At 57.9% G+C, this 15,986-nt stretch carries 13 protein-coding genes and 1 tRNA gene; 12 read left to right on the forward strand and 2 right to left on the reverse strand.

Translation table 11 applies throughout. The features are described 5' to 3' along the window. Nucleotides 1-63: 63 nt before the first annotated feature. From rimP to ACA072_RS03980, 8 genes are all read left to right on the forward strand, one after another. Nucleotides 64-522 (forward strand): ribosome maturation factor RimP, encoded by a 459-nt coding sequence (gene rimP, locus ACA072_RS03945; RefSeq protein ID WP_010463487.1) that lies wholly within the window; start codon nucleotides 64-66, stop codon nucleotides 520-522. A gap of 47 nt (nucleotides 523-569) precedes the next feature. After that, a complete protein-coding gene (gene nusA / locus ACA072_RS03950; protein ID WP_045060041.1) occupies nucleotides 570-2,051 on the forward strand; it encodes a transcription termination factor NusA in 1,482 nt (493 codons plus the stop codon). Between the two features lie 27 nt (nucleotides 2,052-2,078). Continuing rightward, complete coding sequence (gene infB, locus ACA072_RS03955) at nucleotides 2,079-4,607, forward strand: translation initiation factor IF-2 (RefSeq protein WP_497623287.1); 2,529 nt, start codon at nucleotides 2,079-2,081, stop codon at nucleotides 4,605-4,607. A 156-nt stretch (nucleotides 4,608-4,763) separates the two neighbouring features. Continuing rightward, nucleotides 4,764-5,165, forward strand: coding sequence for a 30S ribosome-binding factor RbfA (gene rbfA / locus ACA072_RS03960; protein WP_461979409.1), 402 nt, complete (start codon nucleotides 4,764-4,766; stop codon nucleotides 5,163-5,165). Between the two features lie 3 nt (nucleotides 5,166-5,168). Continuing rightward, a complete protein-coding gene (gene truB, locus ACA072_RS03965) occupies nucleotides 5,169-6,086 on the forward strand; it encodes a tRNA pseudouridine(55) synthase TruB (protein ID WP_123405159.1) in 918 nt (305 codons plus the stop codon). Between the two features lie 115 nt (nucleotides 6,087-6,201). Then, entirely contained in the window at nucleotides 6,202-6,471 is a 270-nt protein-coding gene (gene rpsO / locus ACA072_RS03970) for a 30S ribosomal protein S15 (protein WP_003176135.1), read from the forward strand. Nucleotides 6,472-6,666: 195 nt separating this feature from the next. Continuing rightward, nucleotides 6,667-8,772, forward strand: coding sequence for a polyribonucleotide nucleotidyltransferase (gene pnp, locus ACA072_RS03975; protein WP_497623290.1), 2,106 nt, complete (start codon nucleotides 6,667-6,669; stop codon nucleotides 8,770-8,772). A 135-nt stretch (nucleotides 8,773-8,907) separates the two neighbouring features. Beyond that, nucleotides 8,908-8,980: transfer RNA gene (locus ACA072_RS03980), tRNA-Thr, on the forward strand. 11 nt (nucleotides 8,981-8,991) lie between these two features. Here ACA072_RS03980 and ACA072_RS03985 read toward each other — a convergent pair. Further along, nucleotides 8,992-10,023 (reverse strand): hypothetical protein, encoded by a 1,032-nt coding sequence (locus tag ACA072_RS03985; protein ID WP_497623292.1) that lies wholly within the window; start codon nucleotides 10,021-10,023, stop codon nucleotides 8,992-8,994. Nucleotides 10,024-10,338: 315 nt separating this feature from the next. On the opposite strand from ACA072_RS03985, the gene ACA072_RS03990 reads away from it, so the two are divergent. Further along, a complete protein-coding gene (locus ACA072_RS03990) occupies nucleotides 10,339-10,644 on the forward strand; it encodes a DUF6388 family protein (RefSeq protein ID WP_497623293.1) in 306 nt (101 codons plus the stop codon). Between the two features lie 126 nt (nucleotides 10,645-10,770). On the opposite strand, the gene nadC is transcribed toward ACA072_RS03990, so the two are convergent. Beyond that, nucleotides 10,771-11,619: a carboxylating nicotinate-nucleotide diphosphorylase gene (nadC, locus tag ACA072_RS03995; protein WP_497623295.1), complete on the reverse strand. Its 849-nt coding sequence runs from the start codon at nucleotides 11,617-11,619 to the stop codon at nucleotides 10,771-10,773. A 285-nt stretch (nucleotides 11,620-11,904) separates the two neighbouring features. On the opposite strand from nadC, the gene ACA072_RS04000 reads away from it, so the two are divergent. The 3 genes from ACA072_RS04000 (at nucleotide 11,905) to ampE (ending at nucleotide 15,585) form a co-directional block, all read left to right on the forward strand. Then, nucleotides 11,905-14,112, forward strand: coding sequence for a DUF1631 domain-containing protein (locus ACA072_RS04000; protein ID WP_497623297.1), 2,208 nt, complete (start codon nucleotides 11,905-11,907; stop codon nucleotides 14,110-14,112). Nucleotides 14,113-14,176: 64 nt separating this feature from the next. Further along, a complete protein-coding gene (ampD, locus tag ACA072_RS04005) occupies nucleotides 14,177-14,752 on the forward strand; it encodes a 1,6-anhydro-N-acetylmuramyl-L-alanine amidase AmpD (RefSeq protein ID WP_497623298.1) in 576 nt (191 codons plus the stop codon). After that, the gene (ampE, locus tag ACA072_RS04010; RefSeq protein ID WP_497623300.1) at nucleotides 14,749-15,585 is read left to right on the forward strand and encodes a regulatory signaling modulator protein AmpE; all 837 of its coding nucleotides are present in this window, start codon (nucleotides 14,749-14,751) and stop codon (nucleotides 15,583-15,585) included. The genes ampD and ampE overlap by 4 nt, the downstream gene beginning before the upstream one ends. Nucleotides 15,586-15,986: the final 401 nt, after the last annotated feature.

Raw genomic sequence — 15,986 nt, forward strand, 5'->3', positions numbered from 1 at the left:
ATGGGCGTTTCGCCCATTTTTTTATTTTGCATAGCATGCACATACATGCACGAGGGGGTTCAGGTGTCGAGCAAGCTAGAAGAGTTGCAGGCCTTGTTGGCCCCGGTGGTCGTGGCCCTGGGCTATGAATGCTGGGGTATTGAGTTTTCGGCTCAAGGTCGCCACTCAATGTTGCGCGTTTATATTGATAAAGAGGGCGGTGTGCTGGTGGACGATTGTGCCATCGTCAGCCGTCAGATCAGCGGTGTGCTGGATGTTGAAGATCCAATCGCCGTTGAATACACCCTTGAAGTTTCCTCGCCTGGCATGGAACGCCCACTGTTCACTATTGAGCAGTTTGCAAAATTTGCCGGTGAACAAGTGAAGATCAAGCTGCGCTCGCCTTTTGAAGGACGACGCAACTTTCAGGGCCTTCTGCGCGGTGTAGAAGAGCAGGACGTCGTGGTGCAGGTAGAAGACCATGAGTTCCTGTTGCCGATCGATATGATCGACAAGGCCAACATTATTCCCAGTTTTGACTGAGACGCGGATCCCGCGGATCCAATGGCTTGCGAAAGGCGAGGCGTACGATGAGCAAAGAAGTACTGCTGGTTGTTGAGTCGGTATCCAATGAAAAGGGCGTACCGGCAAACGTAATTTTTGAAGCGCTGGAGCTGGCTCTGGCCACTGCTACCAAAAAGCGTTTTGAGGACGAAGTCGATCTGCGTGTGGAAATCAATCGCCACACCGGTGCTTATGAGACCTTCCGTCGCTGGACGGTCGTCGAAGAAGCAGACCTGGATGATCCGGCCATCGAAACCTGGCCGAGCAAGGTTGCCGAAACGCACCCGGGCGCCCAGGTGGGTGATGTAGTCGAAGAGAAAATCGAATCCATCGAGTTCGGCCGCATTGCTGCACAGACTGCCAAGCAAGTCATCGTGCAGAAAGTTCGCGAAGCCGAGCGCGCTCAAGTCGTTGACGCCTATCGCGAGCGCCTGGGGGAAATCATCTCCGGCACCGTGAAGAAAGTCACCCGCGACAACGTGATCGTCGACCTGGGCAACAACGCTGAAGCGTTGCTGGCTCGTGAAGACATCATCTCTCGCGAAACCTTCCGGGTTGGCGTGCGCTTGCGTGCGCTGCTCAAGGAAATCCGCACCGAGAACCGCGGCCCGCAGCTGATCCTGTCGCGTACCGCGCCGGAAATGCTGATCGAGTTGTTCCGCATCGAAGTGCCGGAAATCGCTGAAGGCCTGATCGAAGTAATGGCTGCGTCCCGTGACCCGGGTTCGCGTGCCAAGATCGCGGTCCGCTCGAAAGACAAACGCATTGACCCGCAAGGCGCTTGCATCGGTATGCGCGGTTCGCGCGTCCAGGCAGTGTCGGGTGAGTTGGGCGGTGAGCGTGTTGATATCGTCCTGTGGGACGACAACCCGGCTCAGTTCGTAATCAACGCCATGTCCCCGGCTGAGGTTGCGGCAATTATCGTTGACGAAGATGCCCATGCAATGGACATCGCCGTTGGCGCAGACAATCTGGCTCAGGCCATTGGTCGTGGTGGTCAGAACGTGCGTCTGGCTAGCCAATTGACTGGCTGGACCCTGAACGTGATGACCGAATCGGACATCCAGGCTAAGCAGCAAGCAGAAACCGGCGACATCCTGCGCAACTTCATCGACGAGCTGGAAGTCGACGAAGACCTGGCACAGGTGCTGGTAGATGAAGGCTTCACCAGCCTGGAAGAGATTGCCTACGTACCGGTGGAGGAAATGCTCAACATCGATGGCTTTGACGAAGAAACCGTCAACGAGCTTCGCGCTCGTGCCAAGGATCGTTTGTTGACCAAAGCCATCGCTACTGAGGAAAAGCTGGCAGACGCCCATCCGGCCGAAGACCTGCTCTCGCTTGAGGGTATGGACAAGGATTTGGCGATGGAACTGGCGGTGCGCGGCGTAATTACCCGCGAAGACCTGGCCGAGCAGTCTATTGACGATCTGCTCGACATCGACGGCATTGACGATGATCGTGCCGGCAAGTTGATCATGGCCGCCCGAGCCCATTGGTTCGAGTAATTAGGCGCGGCCTGAGGAGAGAAGTGCATGACGCAAGTCACGGTGAAACAACTGGCCGATGAGGTCAAAACACCGGTAGAGCGCCTGTTGCAGCAGATGCGTGAGGCAGGTCTGCCGCACACCGCCGCCGATGAAGGTGTGAGCGATAGTGAGAAGCAGTCTTTGCTGACTCACTTGAAGAGCAGCCACAAGGCGAAAGTGGAAGAACCGCGCAAGATTACATTGCAGCGCAAAACCACCAGCACCCTGCGTGTTGCTGGCAGCAAAAGCATCAGCGTTGAAGTACGCAAGAAGAAAGTCTTCGTACAGCGCAGCCCGGAAGAAATCGAAGCCGAGCGCAAACGCGAGCTGGACGAACGTCGCGCAGTAGAAAATGCTGCTCGTCAGAAGGCTGAAGAAGAAGCCAAGCGTCGCGCCGAAGAAGAAGCGCGTCGCCAGCCTGCTGCTGCGCAAACCGCTACTAACGACGCCGTTGCAGCACCTGCTGCAGTTGCCGAACCAGTACGCGAAAGCGCGCCGGTTGTAGCCGCTGCTCCAGCGCCGTCTGCTGATGTTCGCAACAAGCAGAACGAACAGCGCCGTCCGGACAAACCACGTGCCGACGATAACAATCGTCGTGGCAGTGGCGATGGTGAGCGCAAAAACGCTCCACATCGTGCTTCGGTTAAAGAAAAAGCGCCTGCTCCACGTGTTGCGCCTCGTACTACCGACGAAGAAAGCGATGGCTTCCGTCGCGGTGGTCGCGGCAAGGCCAAGCTGAAGAAACGCAACGCTCACGGTTTCCAGAACCCAACCGGTCCTGTCGTGCGTGATGTGCAGATCGGCGAGACCATCACTGTTGGCGATCTCGCACAGCAGATGTCGGTCAAGGCAGCTGAAATCATCAAGTTCATGTTCAAACTGGGTACTCCAGCGACCATCAACCAGGTATTGGATCAGGAAACTGCCCAACTGGTTGCTGAAGAGCTGGGCCACAAAGTGACCCTGGTCAGCGACACCGCCCTGGAAGATTCCCTGGCCGAGTCCCTGAAGTTTGAAGGTGAATCGTTCTCCCGTGCACCGGTTGTGACCGTAATGGGCCACGTTGACCACGGTAAGACCTCGCTGCTCGACTACATCCGTCGTGCCAAGGTAGCTGCTGGCGAAGCCGGCGGTATCACCCAGCACATCGGTGCGTACCACGTTGAAACTGATCGCGGCATGGTCACTTTCCTCGACACCCCGGGTCACGCTGCGTTTACCGCAATGCGTGCCCGTGGTGCCAAGGCGACTGACATTGTGATCCTGGTCGTTGCAGCGGACGACGGCGTGATGCCGCAGACCATTGAAGCTGTCCAGCACGCCAAGGCTGCCGGTGTTCCACTGGTCGTTGCTGTGAACAAAATCGACAAGCCGGGCGCCGATCTCGATCGCATCCGTAGCGAACTGTCGGTTCACGGCGTGACCTCGGAAGAGTGGGGCGGCGACACCCCGTTCGTATCGGTTTCGGCGAAAGTCGGTACCGGCGTGGACGAGTTGCTCGAAGCTGTTCTGCTGCAAGCCGAAGTTCTGGAACTGAAGGCAACTCCGTCGGCTCCAGGCCGTGGTGTTGTAGTTGAATCGCGTCTCGACAAAGGTCGTGGCCCGGTTGCAACCGTTCTGGTTCAAGACGGTACCCTGCGCCAAGGCGACATGGTGCTGGTCGGTTCGAACTATGGCCGTGTACGTGCCATGCTCGACGAGAACGGCAAGCCAATCAAGGAAGCCGGTCCTTCCATTCCTGTCGAGATTCTCGGCCTGGACGGTACCCCGGACGCTGGCGACGAGATGAGCGTGCTGTCAGACGAGAAGAAAGCCCGTGAAGTGGCTCTGTTCCGTCAAGGCAAGTTCCGCGAAGTCAAACTGGCTCGCGCTCACGCTGGCAAGCTGGAAAACATCTTCGAAAACATGGGCCAGGCAGAGAAGAAGACGCTCAACATCGTCCTCAAATCTGACGTCCGTGGTTCCCTCGAAGCGTTGAACGGCGCCTTGAATGGCCTGGGTAACGACGAAGTGCAAGTGCGTGTTGTCGGTGGCGGCGTCGGTGGTATCACCGAGTCCGACGCTAACCTGGCACTGGCCTCCAACGCTGTATTGTTCGGCTTCAACGTGCGTGCCGATGCTGGCGCTCGTAAGATCGTCGAGCAGGAAGGTCTGGATATGCGTTACTACAACGTGATCTACGACATCATCGAAGACGTCAAGAAAGCCCTCACCGGTATGCTGGGCAGCGATGTTCGCGAGAACATCCTGGGTACCGCTGAAGTGCGTGACGTGTTCCGCTCGCCGAAGTTTGGCGCGATCGCCGGTTGCATGGTTATCGAAGGTGTTGTTCACCGTAACCGTCCAATCCGTGTACTGCGTGAAGACATCGTTATCTTCGAAGGCGAGCTGGAATCCCTGCGCCGCTTCAAGGATGACGCTTCCGAAGTACGTGCCGGCATGGAATGCGGTATTGGCGTCAAGAGCTACAACGACGTCAAAGCTGGCGACAAGATCGAAGTCTACGAGAAGGTTCAGGTTGCTCGCAGCCTCTAACTCGCGCACTTCAAGGGCCACGGCGAGCCGCCGCATGCGAGTGCGCGGCACGGCAGGACTCTAAACGCAACGCCCGGTCTGGCTTTTGTCAGGCCGGGCGTTTGCCGCTTTCAGACCCCTCGGGTTTCACCGTGGGGCAGTAACAGGTAACAAGACATGGCAAAAGAATACAGCCGTACCCAACGTATCGGCGATCAGATGCAGCGTGAGCTGGCACAGCTGATCCGTCGTGAAGTCAAAGACCCGCGCGTCGGCCTGGTTACCATTACCGCTGTTGAAGTCAGCCGTGACGTCGGTCACGCCAAGATCTTCATCACCGTGATGGGGCAGGACAATGCCGAAGACATCGCACAAAGCATCAAGGTGCTCAACTCCGCCGCTGGTTTCCTGCGTATGCAGTTGGCCCGCGAAATGAAGTTGCGCAGCGTTCCGCAGCTGCACTTCCACTACGACGAGAGTGTTGTGCGTGGCGCGCACCTGTCCGCCCTGATCGAACGTGCAGTGGCTGAAGACAGCCAGCGCCCGGAAGCGGCTGCACCCGAAGACGCCAAGGAGTAATCGGTGGCTCAGGTCAAACGTATCCGTCGTAACGTCAGCGGTATCATTCTGCTCGACAAGCCGTTGGGGTTTACCTCCAATGCCGCGTTGCAGAAGGTTCGCTGGTTGCTGAACGCCGAGAAGGCCGGTCATACCGGCAGTCTCGATCCGCTGGCCACCGGCGTGTTGCCGTTGTGCTTCGGTGAGGCCACCAAGTTCTCCCAGTACCTGCTCGATTCCGACAAGGCTTATGAAACCCTGGCGCAACTGGGCAAGACCACCACCACGGCCGATGCCGAAGGTGAAGTTTTGCAGGAGCGTCCGGTGACCGTTGGTCGCGCCGATGTCGAAGCCGTATTGCCGGGTTTTCGTGGGCAAATCAGTCAGATACCGCCGATGTACTCGGCGCTCAAGCGTGATGGCCAACCGCTGTACAAGCTGGCCCGTGCAGGCGAAGTAGTGGAGCGCGAACCGCGTTCTGTTACTATTGCGCGCTTGGAATTGCTCGCCTTTGAGGGTGATACTGCGCGGCTTGCGGTGGATTGCAGCAAAGGCACCTATATTCGCACCCTGGTGGAGGATATCGGTGAGCAACTCGGTTGTGGCGCTTACGTGGCTGAATTGCGACGTACCCAGGCCGGGCCTTTCACGCTGGCGCAGACGGTCACGCTTGAAGAGTTGGAAGCGGTACATGCCGAAGGCGGCAACGAAGCGGTCGACCGCTTCCTGATGCCATCGGACAGCGGCTTGCTGGATTGGCCACTGTTGCAGTTCTCGGAGCACAGCTCGTTCTACTGGCTTAACGGCCAGCCGGTACGAGCCCCGGATGCACCGAAGTTCGGCATGGTGCGGGTACAGGATCACAACGGTCGCTTCATCGGCATCGGTGAAGTGAGCGAAGACGGGCGCATCGCGCCGCGTCGACTGATTCGGTCAGAATGACCGGACGAGGGTGGCTGTCAACAGGCACGGTCACTACTCATTTTTAGATACAGGGATTTGTCCCTGGCCTGTTGAAACCGTCCTCTGGATGGTTTCCTGATAAAAGGATTGCCTCATGGCTCTCGACGTTCAAGAAAAAGCTCAAATCGTAGCTGACTACCAGCAAGCTGTTGGTGACACTGGTTCGCCAGAAGTGCAGGTTGCACTGCTGACCCACAACATCAACAAGCTGCAAGGTCACTTCAAGGCCAACGGTAAAGATCACCACTCCCGTCGTGGTCTGATCCGCATGGTAAACCAGCGTCGTAAGCTGCTGGACTACCTGAAAGGCAAGGATCTGGGCCGTTACCAGGCTCTGATCGGTCGCCTGGGTCTGCGTCGCTAATAAGCGATTGCGCTAGAGGTTGGTTGTTTGCTGTGTGTCAGCGGGTTTCCCGCAGGCACATGGCAGGCTCCCAGCCTCAAGTTTTATCTGGATAGTCGTTTTACCCTGGACAGGCGTTGGGCCGATTCCCGACATTGCCCAAGAATTTCGCAAGAAGACAAGTTCCCCAAGAGCCACAAAAGAAGGTAGGACACCGTGAACCCGGTAATCAAAAAATTCCAGTTCGGTCAGTCGACCGTTACCCTCGAGACCGGCCGTATCGCCCGTCAGGCCTCCGGCGCAGTATTGGTCACCGTTGACGACGACGTCAGCGTATTGGTGACTGTGGTCGGTGCCAAGCAAGCCGATCCAGGCAAGGGCTTCTTCCCTTTGTCCGTTCACTACCAGGAAAAGACTTACGCTGCCGGTAAGATCCCTGGCGGTTTCTTCAAGCGCGAAGGCCGTCCTTCCGAGAAAGAAACCCTGACTTCCCGACTGATCGACCGTCCGATCCGTCCGCTGTTCCCAGAAGGCTTCATGAACGAAGTGCAGGTAGTCTGCACCGTCGTTTCCACCAGCAAGAAGACCGATCCGGACATCGCTGCGATGATCGGTACCTCGGCTGCCCTGGCCATCTCCGGCATTCCTTTCGATGGCCCGATCGGCGCTGCCCGCGTTGCGTTCCACGAAAGCACCGGCTACCTGCTGAACCCGACTTACGAACAACAGAAAGCTTCGAGCCTGGACATGGTCGTAGCCGGTACTTCGGAAGCCGTTCTGATGGTTGAATCGGAAGCCAAAGAGCTGACCGAAGACCAGATGCTGGGCGCGGTACTGTTTGCTCACGACGAGTTCCAGGTGGTGATCAACGCCGTCAAAGAACTGGCCGCTGAAGCTGCCAAGCCGACCTGGACCTGGGCTCCACAGCCAGAAGCCACCGCTCTGCTGGGCGCTATCCGTGCCAAGTTCGGCGACGCGATCTCCCAGGCTTACACCATCACCATCAAGGCCGACCGTTACGCTCGCCTGGGCGAACTGAAAGACCAGGTGGTTGCCAAGCTGTCCGGTGAAGAAGGCCAGCCTTCCTCCAGCGAAGTCAAAGCGGCTTTCGGCGAAATCGAATACCGCACCGTTCGCGAAAACATCGTCAACGGCAAGCCACGTATCGACGGCCGCGACACCAAGACCGTACGTCCTTTGAACATCGAAGTCGGTGTTCTGCCAAAGACCCACGGTTCGGCACTGTTCACCCGTGGCGAAACCCAGGCTCTGGTCGTTGCAACACTGGGCACCGCCCGTGATGCACAGCTGCTGGACACCCTGGAAGGCGAGAAAAAAGACCCGTTCATGCTGCACTACAACTTCCCTCCGTTCTCGGTAGGTGAGTGTGGTCGCATGGGTGGCGCTGGTCGTCGCGAAATCGGTCACGGCCGTCTGGCCCGTCGTTCGATCGCCGCCATGCTGCCTGCTGCCGACGTGTTCCCGTACACCATTCGTGTTGTATCGGAAATCACCGAGTCCAACGGTTCGAGCTCCATGGCTTCGGTCTGCGGCGCTTCCCTGGCCCTGATGGACGCTGGTGTTCCGATGAAGGCACCGGTTGCCGGTATCGCCATGGGTCTGGTTAAAGAAGGCGAGAAATTCGCCATCCTGACCGACATCCTGGGTGACGAAGATCACCTGGGCGACATGGACTTCAAAGTAGCCGGTACCGCCAAAGGTGTTACCGCGCTGCAGATGGACATCAAGATCAAAGGCATCACCGAAGAAATCATGGAAATCGCTCTGGGCCAAGCCCTTGAAGCGCGCCTGAATATCCTCGGCCAGATGAACCAGATCATTGGTCAGTCGCGTACCGAACTGTCGGAAAACGCTCCGACCATGATCGCGATGAAAATCGACACCGACAAAATCCGTGATGTCATCGGTAAAGGCGGTGCGACCATTCGTGCGATCTGTGAAGAGACCAAGGCTTCGATCGACATCGAAGACGACGGCTCGATCAAGATCTTCGGCGAAACCAAGGAAGCGGCTGAAGCAGCACGTCAGCGCGTTCTGGGCATCACCGCAGAAGCTGAAATCGGCAAGATCTACGTCGGTAAGGTTGAGCGCATCGTCGACTTCGGCGCATTCGTCAACATCCTGCCTGGCAAGGACGGTCTGGTTCACATCTCGATGCTGAGCGACGCTCGCGTAGAGAAAGTGACCGACATCCTGAAAGAAGGCCAGGAAGTGGAAGTACTGGTACTGGACGTGGACAACCGCGGCCGTATCAAGCTGTCCATCAAAGACGTAGCAGCGGCCAAGGCTTCGGGCGTTTAATTACCCCCCGCCTGACCGTTTCAACGTTGTAAAAAATGCCCCGCAGTGAAAGCTGCGGGGCATTTTTTTGTCTGCAATAAACCGAGATGGACTTGCGGTTGCGACTCGCGAAAGCTGTGCTAGGTTTAGCTCACCGCCCGTGTAGCTCAGTTGGTAGAGCAGCGCACTCGTAACGCGAAGGTCGCAGGTTCGATTCCTGTCTCGGGCAAAAATTATCTGTTACTTCACCTTCCGGCTCAGATCTTCCACGGTGCGTTTGAGCTGATCCAGTTGATTGTCCTGATCGCTGACTTCCCGCTTAAGGCTGGACAGGTCGCTGGAACTTGAGCTGGAGCTCGATCCGGCACTGCGCTTGAGGTCTTCGACCTGGCTGGCAAGCCTTTTCAGGTCGTTTTCCTGTCCGTTGACGGTACGCTTGAGGTCGCTCACTTCGCTGGAGCTAGAGTTCGAACTGGAGTTCGAGCCGCTGCTGCGTTTGAAATCGTCCATCTGACTGGCGAGCTTTTTCAGGTTGTTGTCTTGTTCGCTGACCGTACGCTTGAGATCGCTTACTTCGCTGGAGCTGGAGTTCGAACTGGAGTTCGAGCCGCTGCTGCGCTTGAGATCGTCCATCTGACTGGCGAGTTTTTTCAGCCCGTTGTCCTGTTCGCTGACCGTACGCTTGAGGTCGTTGACTTCGCTGGAGCTTGAGCTGGAACTCGTGGTGCTATTGCGCTTGAGTTCGTCCACGGCCTTGGCGAGGTTTACCAAACCAGTGTTCTGCTCACTGACCGTACGTTTAAGGTCGTTAACTTCACCGGCGCTGGAGCTGGAACTCGAGCCGCTGTTGCGTTTGAACTCGTCCATGGCCTTGGCGAGGTTTTTCAGCGCCGTTTCCTGATCACTGACGGTGCGCTTGAGTTTGTCCACTTCGCTGGCAGTCGAACTCGAACCGGACACCGTGTTCTTTTTCAACTCTTCGATGAGCCGCGCCTGTGCACTGACGGTTTTCTTCAGCTCTTCCAGATCGGCCGTATTGGTTTTAACCATCCTTTGTAATTTTTCCACGTCTTCGATACTGATACCGGATTTGACCATCACGTCGGTGCCGTAATAGTTATGGAAAACAAGGAGCTTATCGGAAGAATTAGCGCTGTCGGATTTGTATTCCAGACCGGCTTGAGCGGTGTTGGACAGTGCCAGGCTGCCTAGAAGGAGGGCAGCCATGCCGGTTGCAGACAAGATGGACGAAAGCTTGGAGAAATTGCGCATCACCGGGTTCCTTGTGAAGTGCCTAGATGGCACATCGCTATGACTTTACCTTTTGAACGTTGTTCCTGGGTAGCGAAGGAAAATTTGCAGAATGTGCGATCAACGGGTTTTTTGTAGATTTGATGTAAAAGTCCATATAAATCGTCGACCAAACGTCCTATATTCGAACGTTGCACACGTACCACTTTGCAGTTTTCAGATGATCCCCGAATGGTTCTGAAGGCCAGACAAACCGGGCTTCAAACGGTTTTTTGCGTCAGAGAGATCCTTGATGATCCAGATCCATCTTCCATTCCCCAGATCAGCGAGAACGCCATGACCGTTAAAGAATTGAGTCAAGAAGCCAGACACGAAGAAGCGCTGAAAAAGTACCTGCTGGATACACCCCAGCTGGCTGAAGAGATCAAGGACCTGCCCGCCGACGATCAGAAAGACCAGATTCAGTGGGCATTTGAGGATGAGGCGGAATCCCAGGGCTTGCAGCCGTGGGAGCTGACGCTCAAGTACACCTCGACCCCTGAAGAGTTCGAGGCTGCGCGCCTGGTGCTGCACAAGGAGGCGGCCGAGGTGTTGGGCGTCGAGTGGGAAGAGTATTGCGAGATGAACAATCTGGTGGTCTGACAAAAACGCCAGCGTAATGTGGGAGCGGGCTTGCTCGCGAATGCGGTGTGTCAGTCAATAGAAATGTCGACTGACACACCGCATTCGCGAGCAAGCCCGCTCCCACATTTGCGATGCGTTTCTCGATCAGAGGCTTAAGCGCATCGACAGGTCGACAGCCTTCACATCCTTGGTCATCGCACCAATCGAAATGTAATCCACCCCGGTTTCGGCGATCGGCAGCAGCGTACTTTCGTTGATGCCGCCGCTGGCTTCCAGTTTCGCCTTGCCCGCGTTGAGGCGCACCGCTTCACGCATGTCATCCAGGCTCAGCTCATCGAGCATGATGATGTCTGCGCCCGCCGCCAGGGCTTCCTTGAGCTCATCCAGGCTTTCCACTTCAATCTCGACCGGCTTGCCCGGGGCGATCTTGTGCGCGGCGTTAATGGCCTCAGGAATGCCCCCGCAGGCAGCGATGTGGTTTTCCTTGATCAGGAAGGCGTCGTACAGGCCGATGCGGTGGTTATGACAACCGCCGCAGGTCACGGCGTACTTTTGCGCCAGACGCAGCCCTGGCAGGGTTTTGCGTGTGTCCAGCAGCTTCACCTGCGTCTCGGCGACAAAATCCGCCAGGTATTGTGCGCGAGTGGCCACGCCCGATAGCAGTTGCAGGAAATTCAGTGCGCAGCGTTCGCCGGTCAGCAGCGAACGTGCCGGGCCTTCGAGGTGGAACAATGCCTGATTCGGTTTCACTCGTTCGCCGTCGCGCACCTGCCAGTGCACCGCGACCCGTGGATCAAGCTGCCGGAAAACGGCATCGACCCAAGCGGTGCCGGCAATGACCGCGGCGTCGCGGGTGATGATGGTGGCTTTGGCCAGGCGTTCGGCCGGGATCAGCTGCGCGGTGATGTCGCCGCTGCCGATGTCTTCGAGCAACGCACGGCGCACGTTGGCTTCGATTTCGGCGGTCAAATCGGCGAGACGTAGATTCGGCATAACGGGCTCCACAAACAAAGTGGTCCGATTATAGGGCCATGGCGCAAGGCAACCCAAGGCATCAGAAGCGTTCCTGTCACTTGCGAACCTGCCTTTGGTCGATTCCCTTGAGTCATCCGCACTAAGTCAGCGTCTCCCCTACGCGTCTATTTCAATGCGAAGCACAGAGTCTGCTGGCACACGAGGGCTCTTTTACAAGATAATCCGCCTTGCTTTTGACGTCATGGCTTTGACGTGTTCTTGGGTTAAAAACTATTCGCAGAATCACCGTTTCAGGAGGCTTGGATGCACAACGACGGGAATGTAGTGCCTTTGCACAAGGCGACTACCGATCAGGCGACGCAATCGCCGCTCGCCCGCCTGCCGGTGATTCTGCTTCAGGTTCGCGACAAGGCCACTCAACAGCTCAGGCATGGCTTGCAGGAACTGTTTGATAACGCCGACGACACGCTGTTCGAAATGGCCGATCGGGCCCGCAACGACGTCGAGCAGAACCTCTTTTTCGAAGCCATGCGCGACTTGCGCCTCAAGCGAAAAAGCATCGAGCGCGGTTTTCTCGAACAATTTTTTGAGGCGTTCGTCAGCCTCTCGCAGTACGACAGCACCCACGCGACCTTGCCTCAGACATTGACGTTCGATGCCGATGCTTTACCCAATGACGATCTGGAGCGCAGCGTCGCGGTGGACGCCATGGTCAGCAAGGTGCTGAACCGCGACGGCTTCGCCCTGGACCAACTGACGGCCCGACTCAGCGCTCTGCTGGGCAAGGCGCTGGACGATCAGCACAACCCGTTGGGGCCGGCGAAGCTCTGCGAGTATTTCTTGCAGGCCTGGCGCAACCTTGGGGTGGAGATCAAGGTCAAGCTGATCATCCTCAAACTGTTCGACCGTTACGTGCTAAGCAGCGCGGATCAGCTGTACGCCGAAGCCAATCAACTGCTCATCGCTACCGGCGTGTTACCCGACCTCAAGCCCGCTCCCGCGCGGCGAGCCACCGATCATGCGGCCGCCAGCGCCCATGCCGAACCGATCGAGGCCGGCGTCCACTCAAGCAATACGCCGATTGACGACGGCGTGCAGGAAGTCTTTGCCGCATTACAGGAGTTGCTGCTGCACGTGCGCGGCAGCGTCGCACCCACCCTCGACGCCAGTACCCAGACCCAGCCCATTTCCACCCGCGACCTGTTGCGCCTGCTCTCGCACTTGCAGCAATACGTGCCGGCGCTGGCGACTCAGGACGACTTCGATCTGCGTAATCAGCTCGAACAACTGCTGACCCGGGTCAGCGTCAAAAGCGGCAAGTCGCGTGTAGTCGGCGTGGCCGACGAAGACGTAATCAACCTGATTGCCATGCTTTTTGAATGCATTCTTGATGACCGCAACCTGCCGGACTCCCTCAAGGCGCTGATTGGCCGTTTGCAGATCCCGATGCTCAAGGTGGCGGTGCTCGACAAGAGCTTCTTCAGCCGCGCCAGCCATCCGGCCCGGCGCCTGCTCAACGAAATCGCCGCCGCGGCGATGGGCTGGGGCGAGTGCGATGACCACGAGCGTGACAGCCTGTACCTGCGCATCGAGCAAGTGGTGCAGCGCCTGTTGAACGACTTTGTTGACGACCCGGCCATTTTCTCAGAACTGCTGGCGGACTTTCTCGCCTTCACCAGTGACGAGCGCCGTCGCAGTGAACTGCTGGAGCAGCGTACCCGTGACGCCGAAGAAGGTCGCGCCAGGACTGAACTGGCACGCCAGCGTGTCGAGCAGGCGCTGAATCAGGCGTTGCTGGGCAAAGTGTTGCCACAAGGTGTGGTGATTTTCGTCCAGCAGGCCTGGAGCAAAGTGCTGTTGTTGACCTGCCTCAAGCATGGCGAGGCATCGGCGCAATGGCAGGCCGATGTGCAGACCATGGAGCAATTGATCTGGAGCGTGCAGCGCCATGACGAGCCTGATGCAGTCCAGCGTTTATTGGCACTGGTGCCCGGGCTGCTGAAGGCATTGCGCGACGGGTTGAGCAGCTCGGCGTTCGATCCGTTCGCCACCAGTGGGTTTTTCAGTGAGCTGGAAACCTTGCACGTGCAACTGTTCGAGCGCCCAGGCCAGGGGGGGGAACAACCCGTCGAGCCGCCGGTGATGGTCGAAGTGCTGCAGCACATCGTGTTGCGAACCGCCGACGAGGGGCCGGACGATACGGTGTCGGTGCGTTTGCCGGCGGACGATGCCGGTTTGCTTCAGGTCGATCAACTGCGTCCCGGCAGTTGGGTGGAGATCCAGGAGGACGATGAAAACACCCTGCGCTGCAAGCTGGCGGCGATCATCGATGCCACCGGGAAATACATCTTCGTCGACCGCACCGGAATGAAAGTATGGGAGCGCAGCCGCACCGGCCTGGCCCTGGAATTTCGTCGCGGTGCGGTGCGGGCGCTGGACGACACCTTGCTGTTCGACCGGGCTCTGGAGTCGGTGCTGGGCAACCTGCGGCGTCTCAATCGCGGCAAGTGATCGCGCCCCGAGGGTCTATCGCGGCATACTGGGCGCCAACACAATCGTCGTTGAAGGAACCTGTATGCAGTTGGACCCCGCGAGCGGTTGGTGTCAGGGCGTATGTGTATGCCCCTCGCCCAACTTCAATGCGCGCCCCTCGGGCGAAATTTCCCTGCTGGTGATCCACAACATCAGCCTGCCGCCCGCGCAGTTCGCCACCGGCAAGGTGCAGGAATTTTTCCAGAATCGTCTGGATGTCACGGAGCATCCCTACTTTGAGGGGATTGCTGACCTGCGGGTGTCTGCGCACTTTTTGATCGAACGTGACGGCACCGTCACTCAGTTTGTCTCTTGTCTTGAGCGCGCGTGGCACGCCGGTGTATCGAGTTTCGAGGGGCGGGACACCTGTAACGATTTTTCCTTGGGCATCGAGCTTGAAGGTACGGATGATCTGCCGTTTACCGATGCTCAGTATCAAGCGTTGACCAAGCTGACCCGGCAGCTGCAAAGCACGTTTACGGCAATCACCTCGCAGCGCATTTGTGGGCATAGCGACATCGCACCGGGGCGCAAGACGGACCCGGGACCCGCGTTCGATTGGGCACGCTACCGCGCCGCCCTGGCAAAAGCCGCTCTGGAACAAGAGGAAGGACAATGAGTTTTCTGGTGTTGCTGTTGGCTGTCTGGATCGAGAAATTCTCGGCCCTGCGCCATCGGGTACAGCGTGATGGCGGTTGGGTGCGTGAGCTGAACAAGCTTGAAGTCAGCCCGCGTCTGATCGATCGGCCATGGCTGATTTTGGTGGTGCTGGTGTTGTTGCCGGTGGCGCTGCTGGGTTTGTTGTTGGTGGTGCTGGAACCGGTGGCCTACGGGTTGCTGGCGTTGCCGGTGCACCTGCTGGTGGTGATTTACAGCCTGGGTCGCGGCGATTTGCTGGCCGGCCTCGGGCCGTTTCGCGATGCCTGGCGCCGGGAGGACCTGCAAGCAGCGGCCCATGTGGCCAAGCGCGACCTGGACATCTGCGCCGATAACGGTGAGCAACTGCTTGAGCGGGTCGAAGGCCATTTGCTGTGGGAGGCTTACCAGAGCTTTTTCGCGGTGATTTTCTGGTACTTCGTGCTGGGCCCGGTCGCCGCCCTGAGCTACCGGCTGCTGGCGTTGGCCGAAGAGCACGGGCAGAACCCGGCCGTGGTCGAACGCGCTGCACAGTTGCGGCACGCGTTTGATTGGGTGCCGGTGCGTCTGTTGGCGGCCAGTTTCGCGCTGGTCGGAAACTTTGTTGCGGTCAGCCGGGTGATGCTGCATGAACTGCTGAACTGGAACATCAGCGCTGCCCAGTTGATCGAGAAAGTTGGACTGGTGGCCGGTGAAATTCCTGCGCCGGTCGTCGGACCGGATGGCATCAACAGCCTGGACCGGATCTGGGAGTTACTGCTGCGTGCGGCGGTGCTCTGGTATGCCGGTTTTGCGTTGTGGACGGTCCTCCCCTGATACGCCGATCCCCTGTAGCAGCTGGCGCAGCCTGCGTTCGGCTGCGCAGCAGTCGTGAATTCAGGTGCTGCGGTTTTTCAGATTGATCGCGTCAGCAGGATTCACGACTGCTGCGCAGCCGAACGCAGGCTGCGCCAGCTGCTACAGGTCCGCGCGCCCCGTTAACCTTAAGTTACAAAACCCCCTGCCGATTTAAGCTATACAGAGTCAGCGCTAAATAGTGGCTATCTGCCGTCGACCCGCGCCTGCCAATAAAAATAAGAATCAAAAGGGAGACTTCCAGTGAAGAGCTTGCTCTATCCCGCCGTCGCGCTGATGAATCGCCTGAGCTTCGGCATGAAATTCAGCCTGATCAGTGTGCTATTCCTCGTGCCGATGCTGGTGACCAACTTCTATCTGGT

It is taken from the genome of Pseudomonas sp. LBUM1656 (assembly GCF_059716065.1).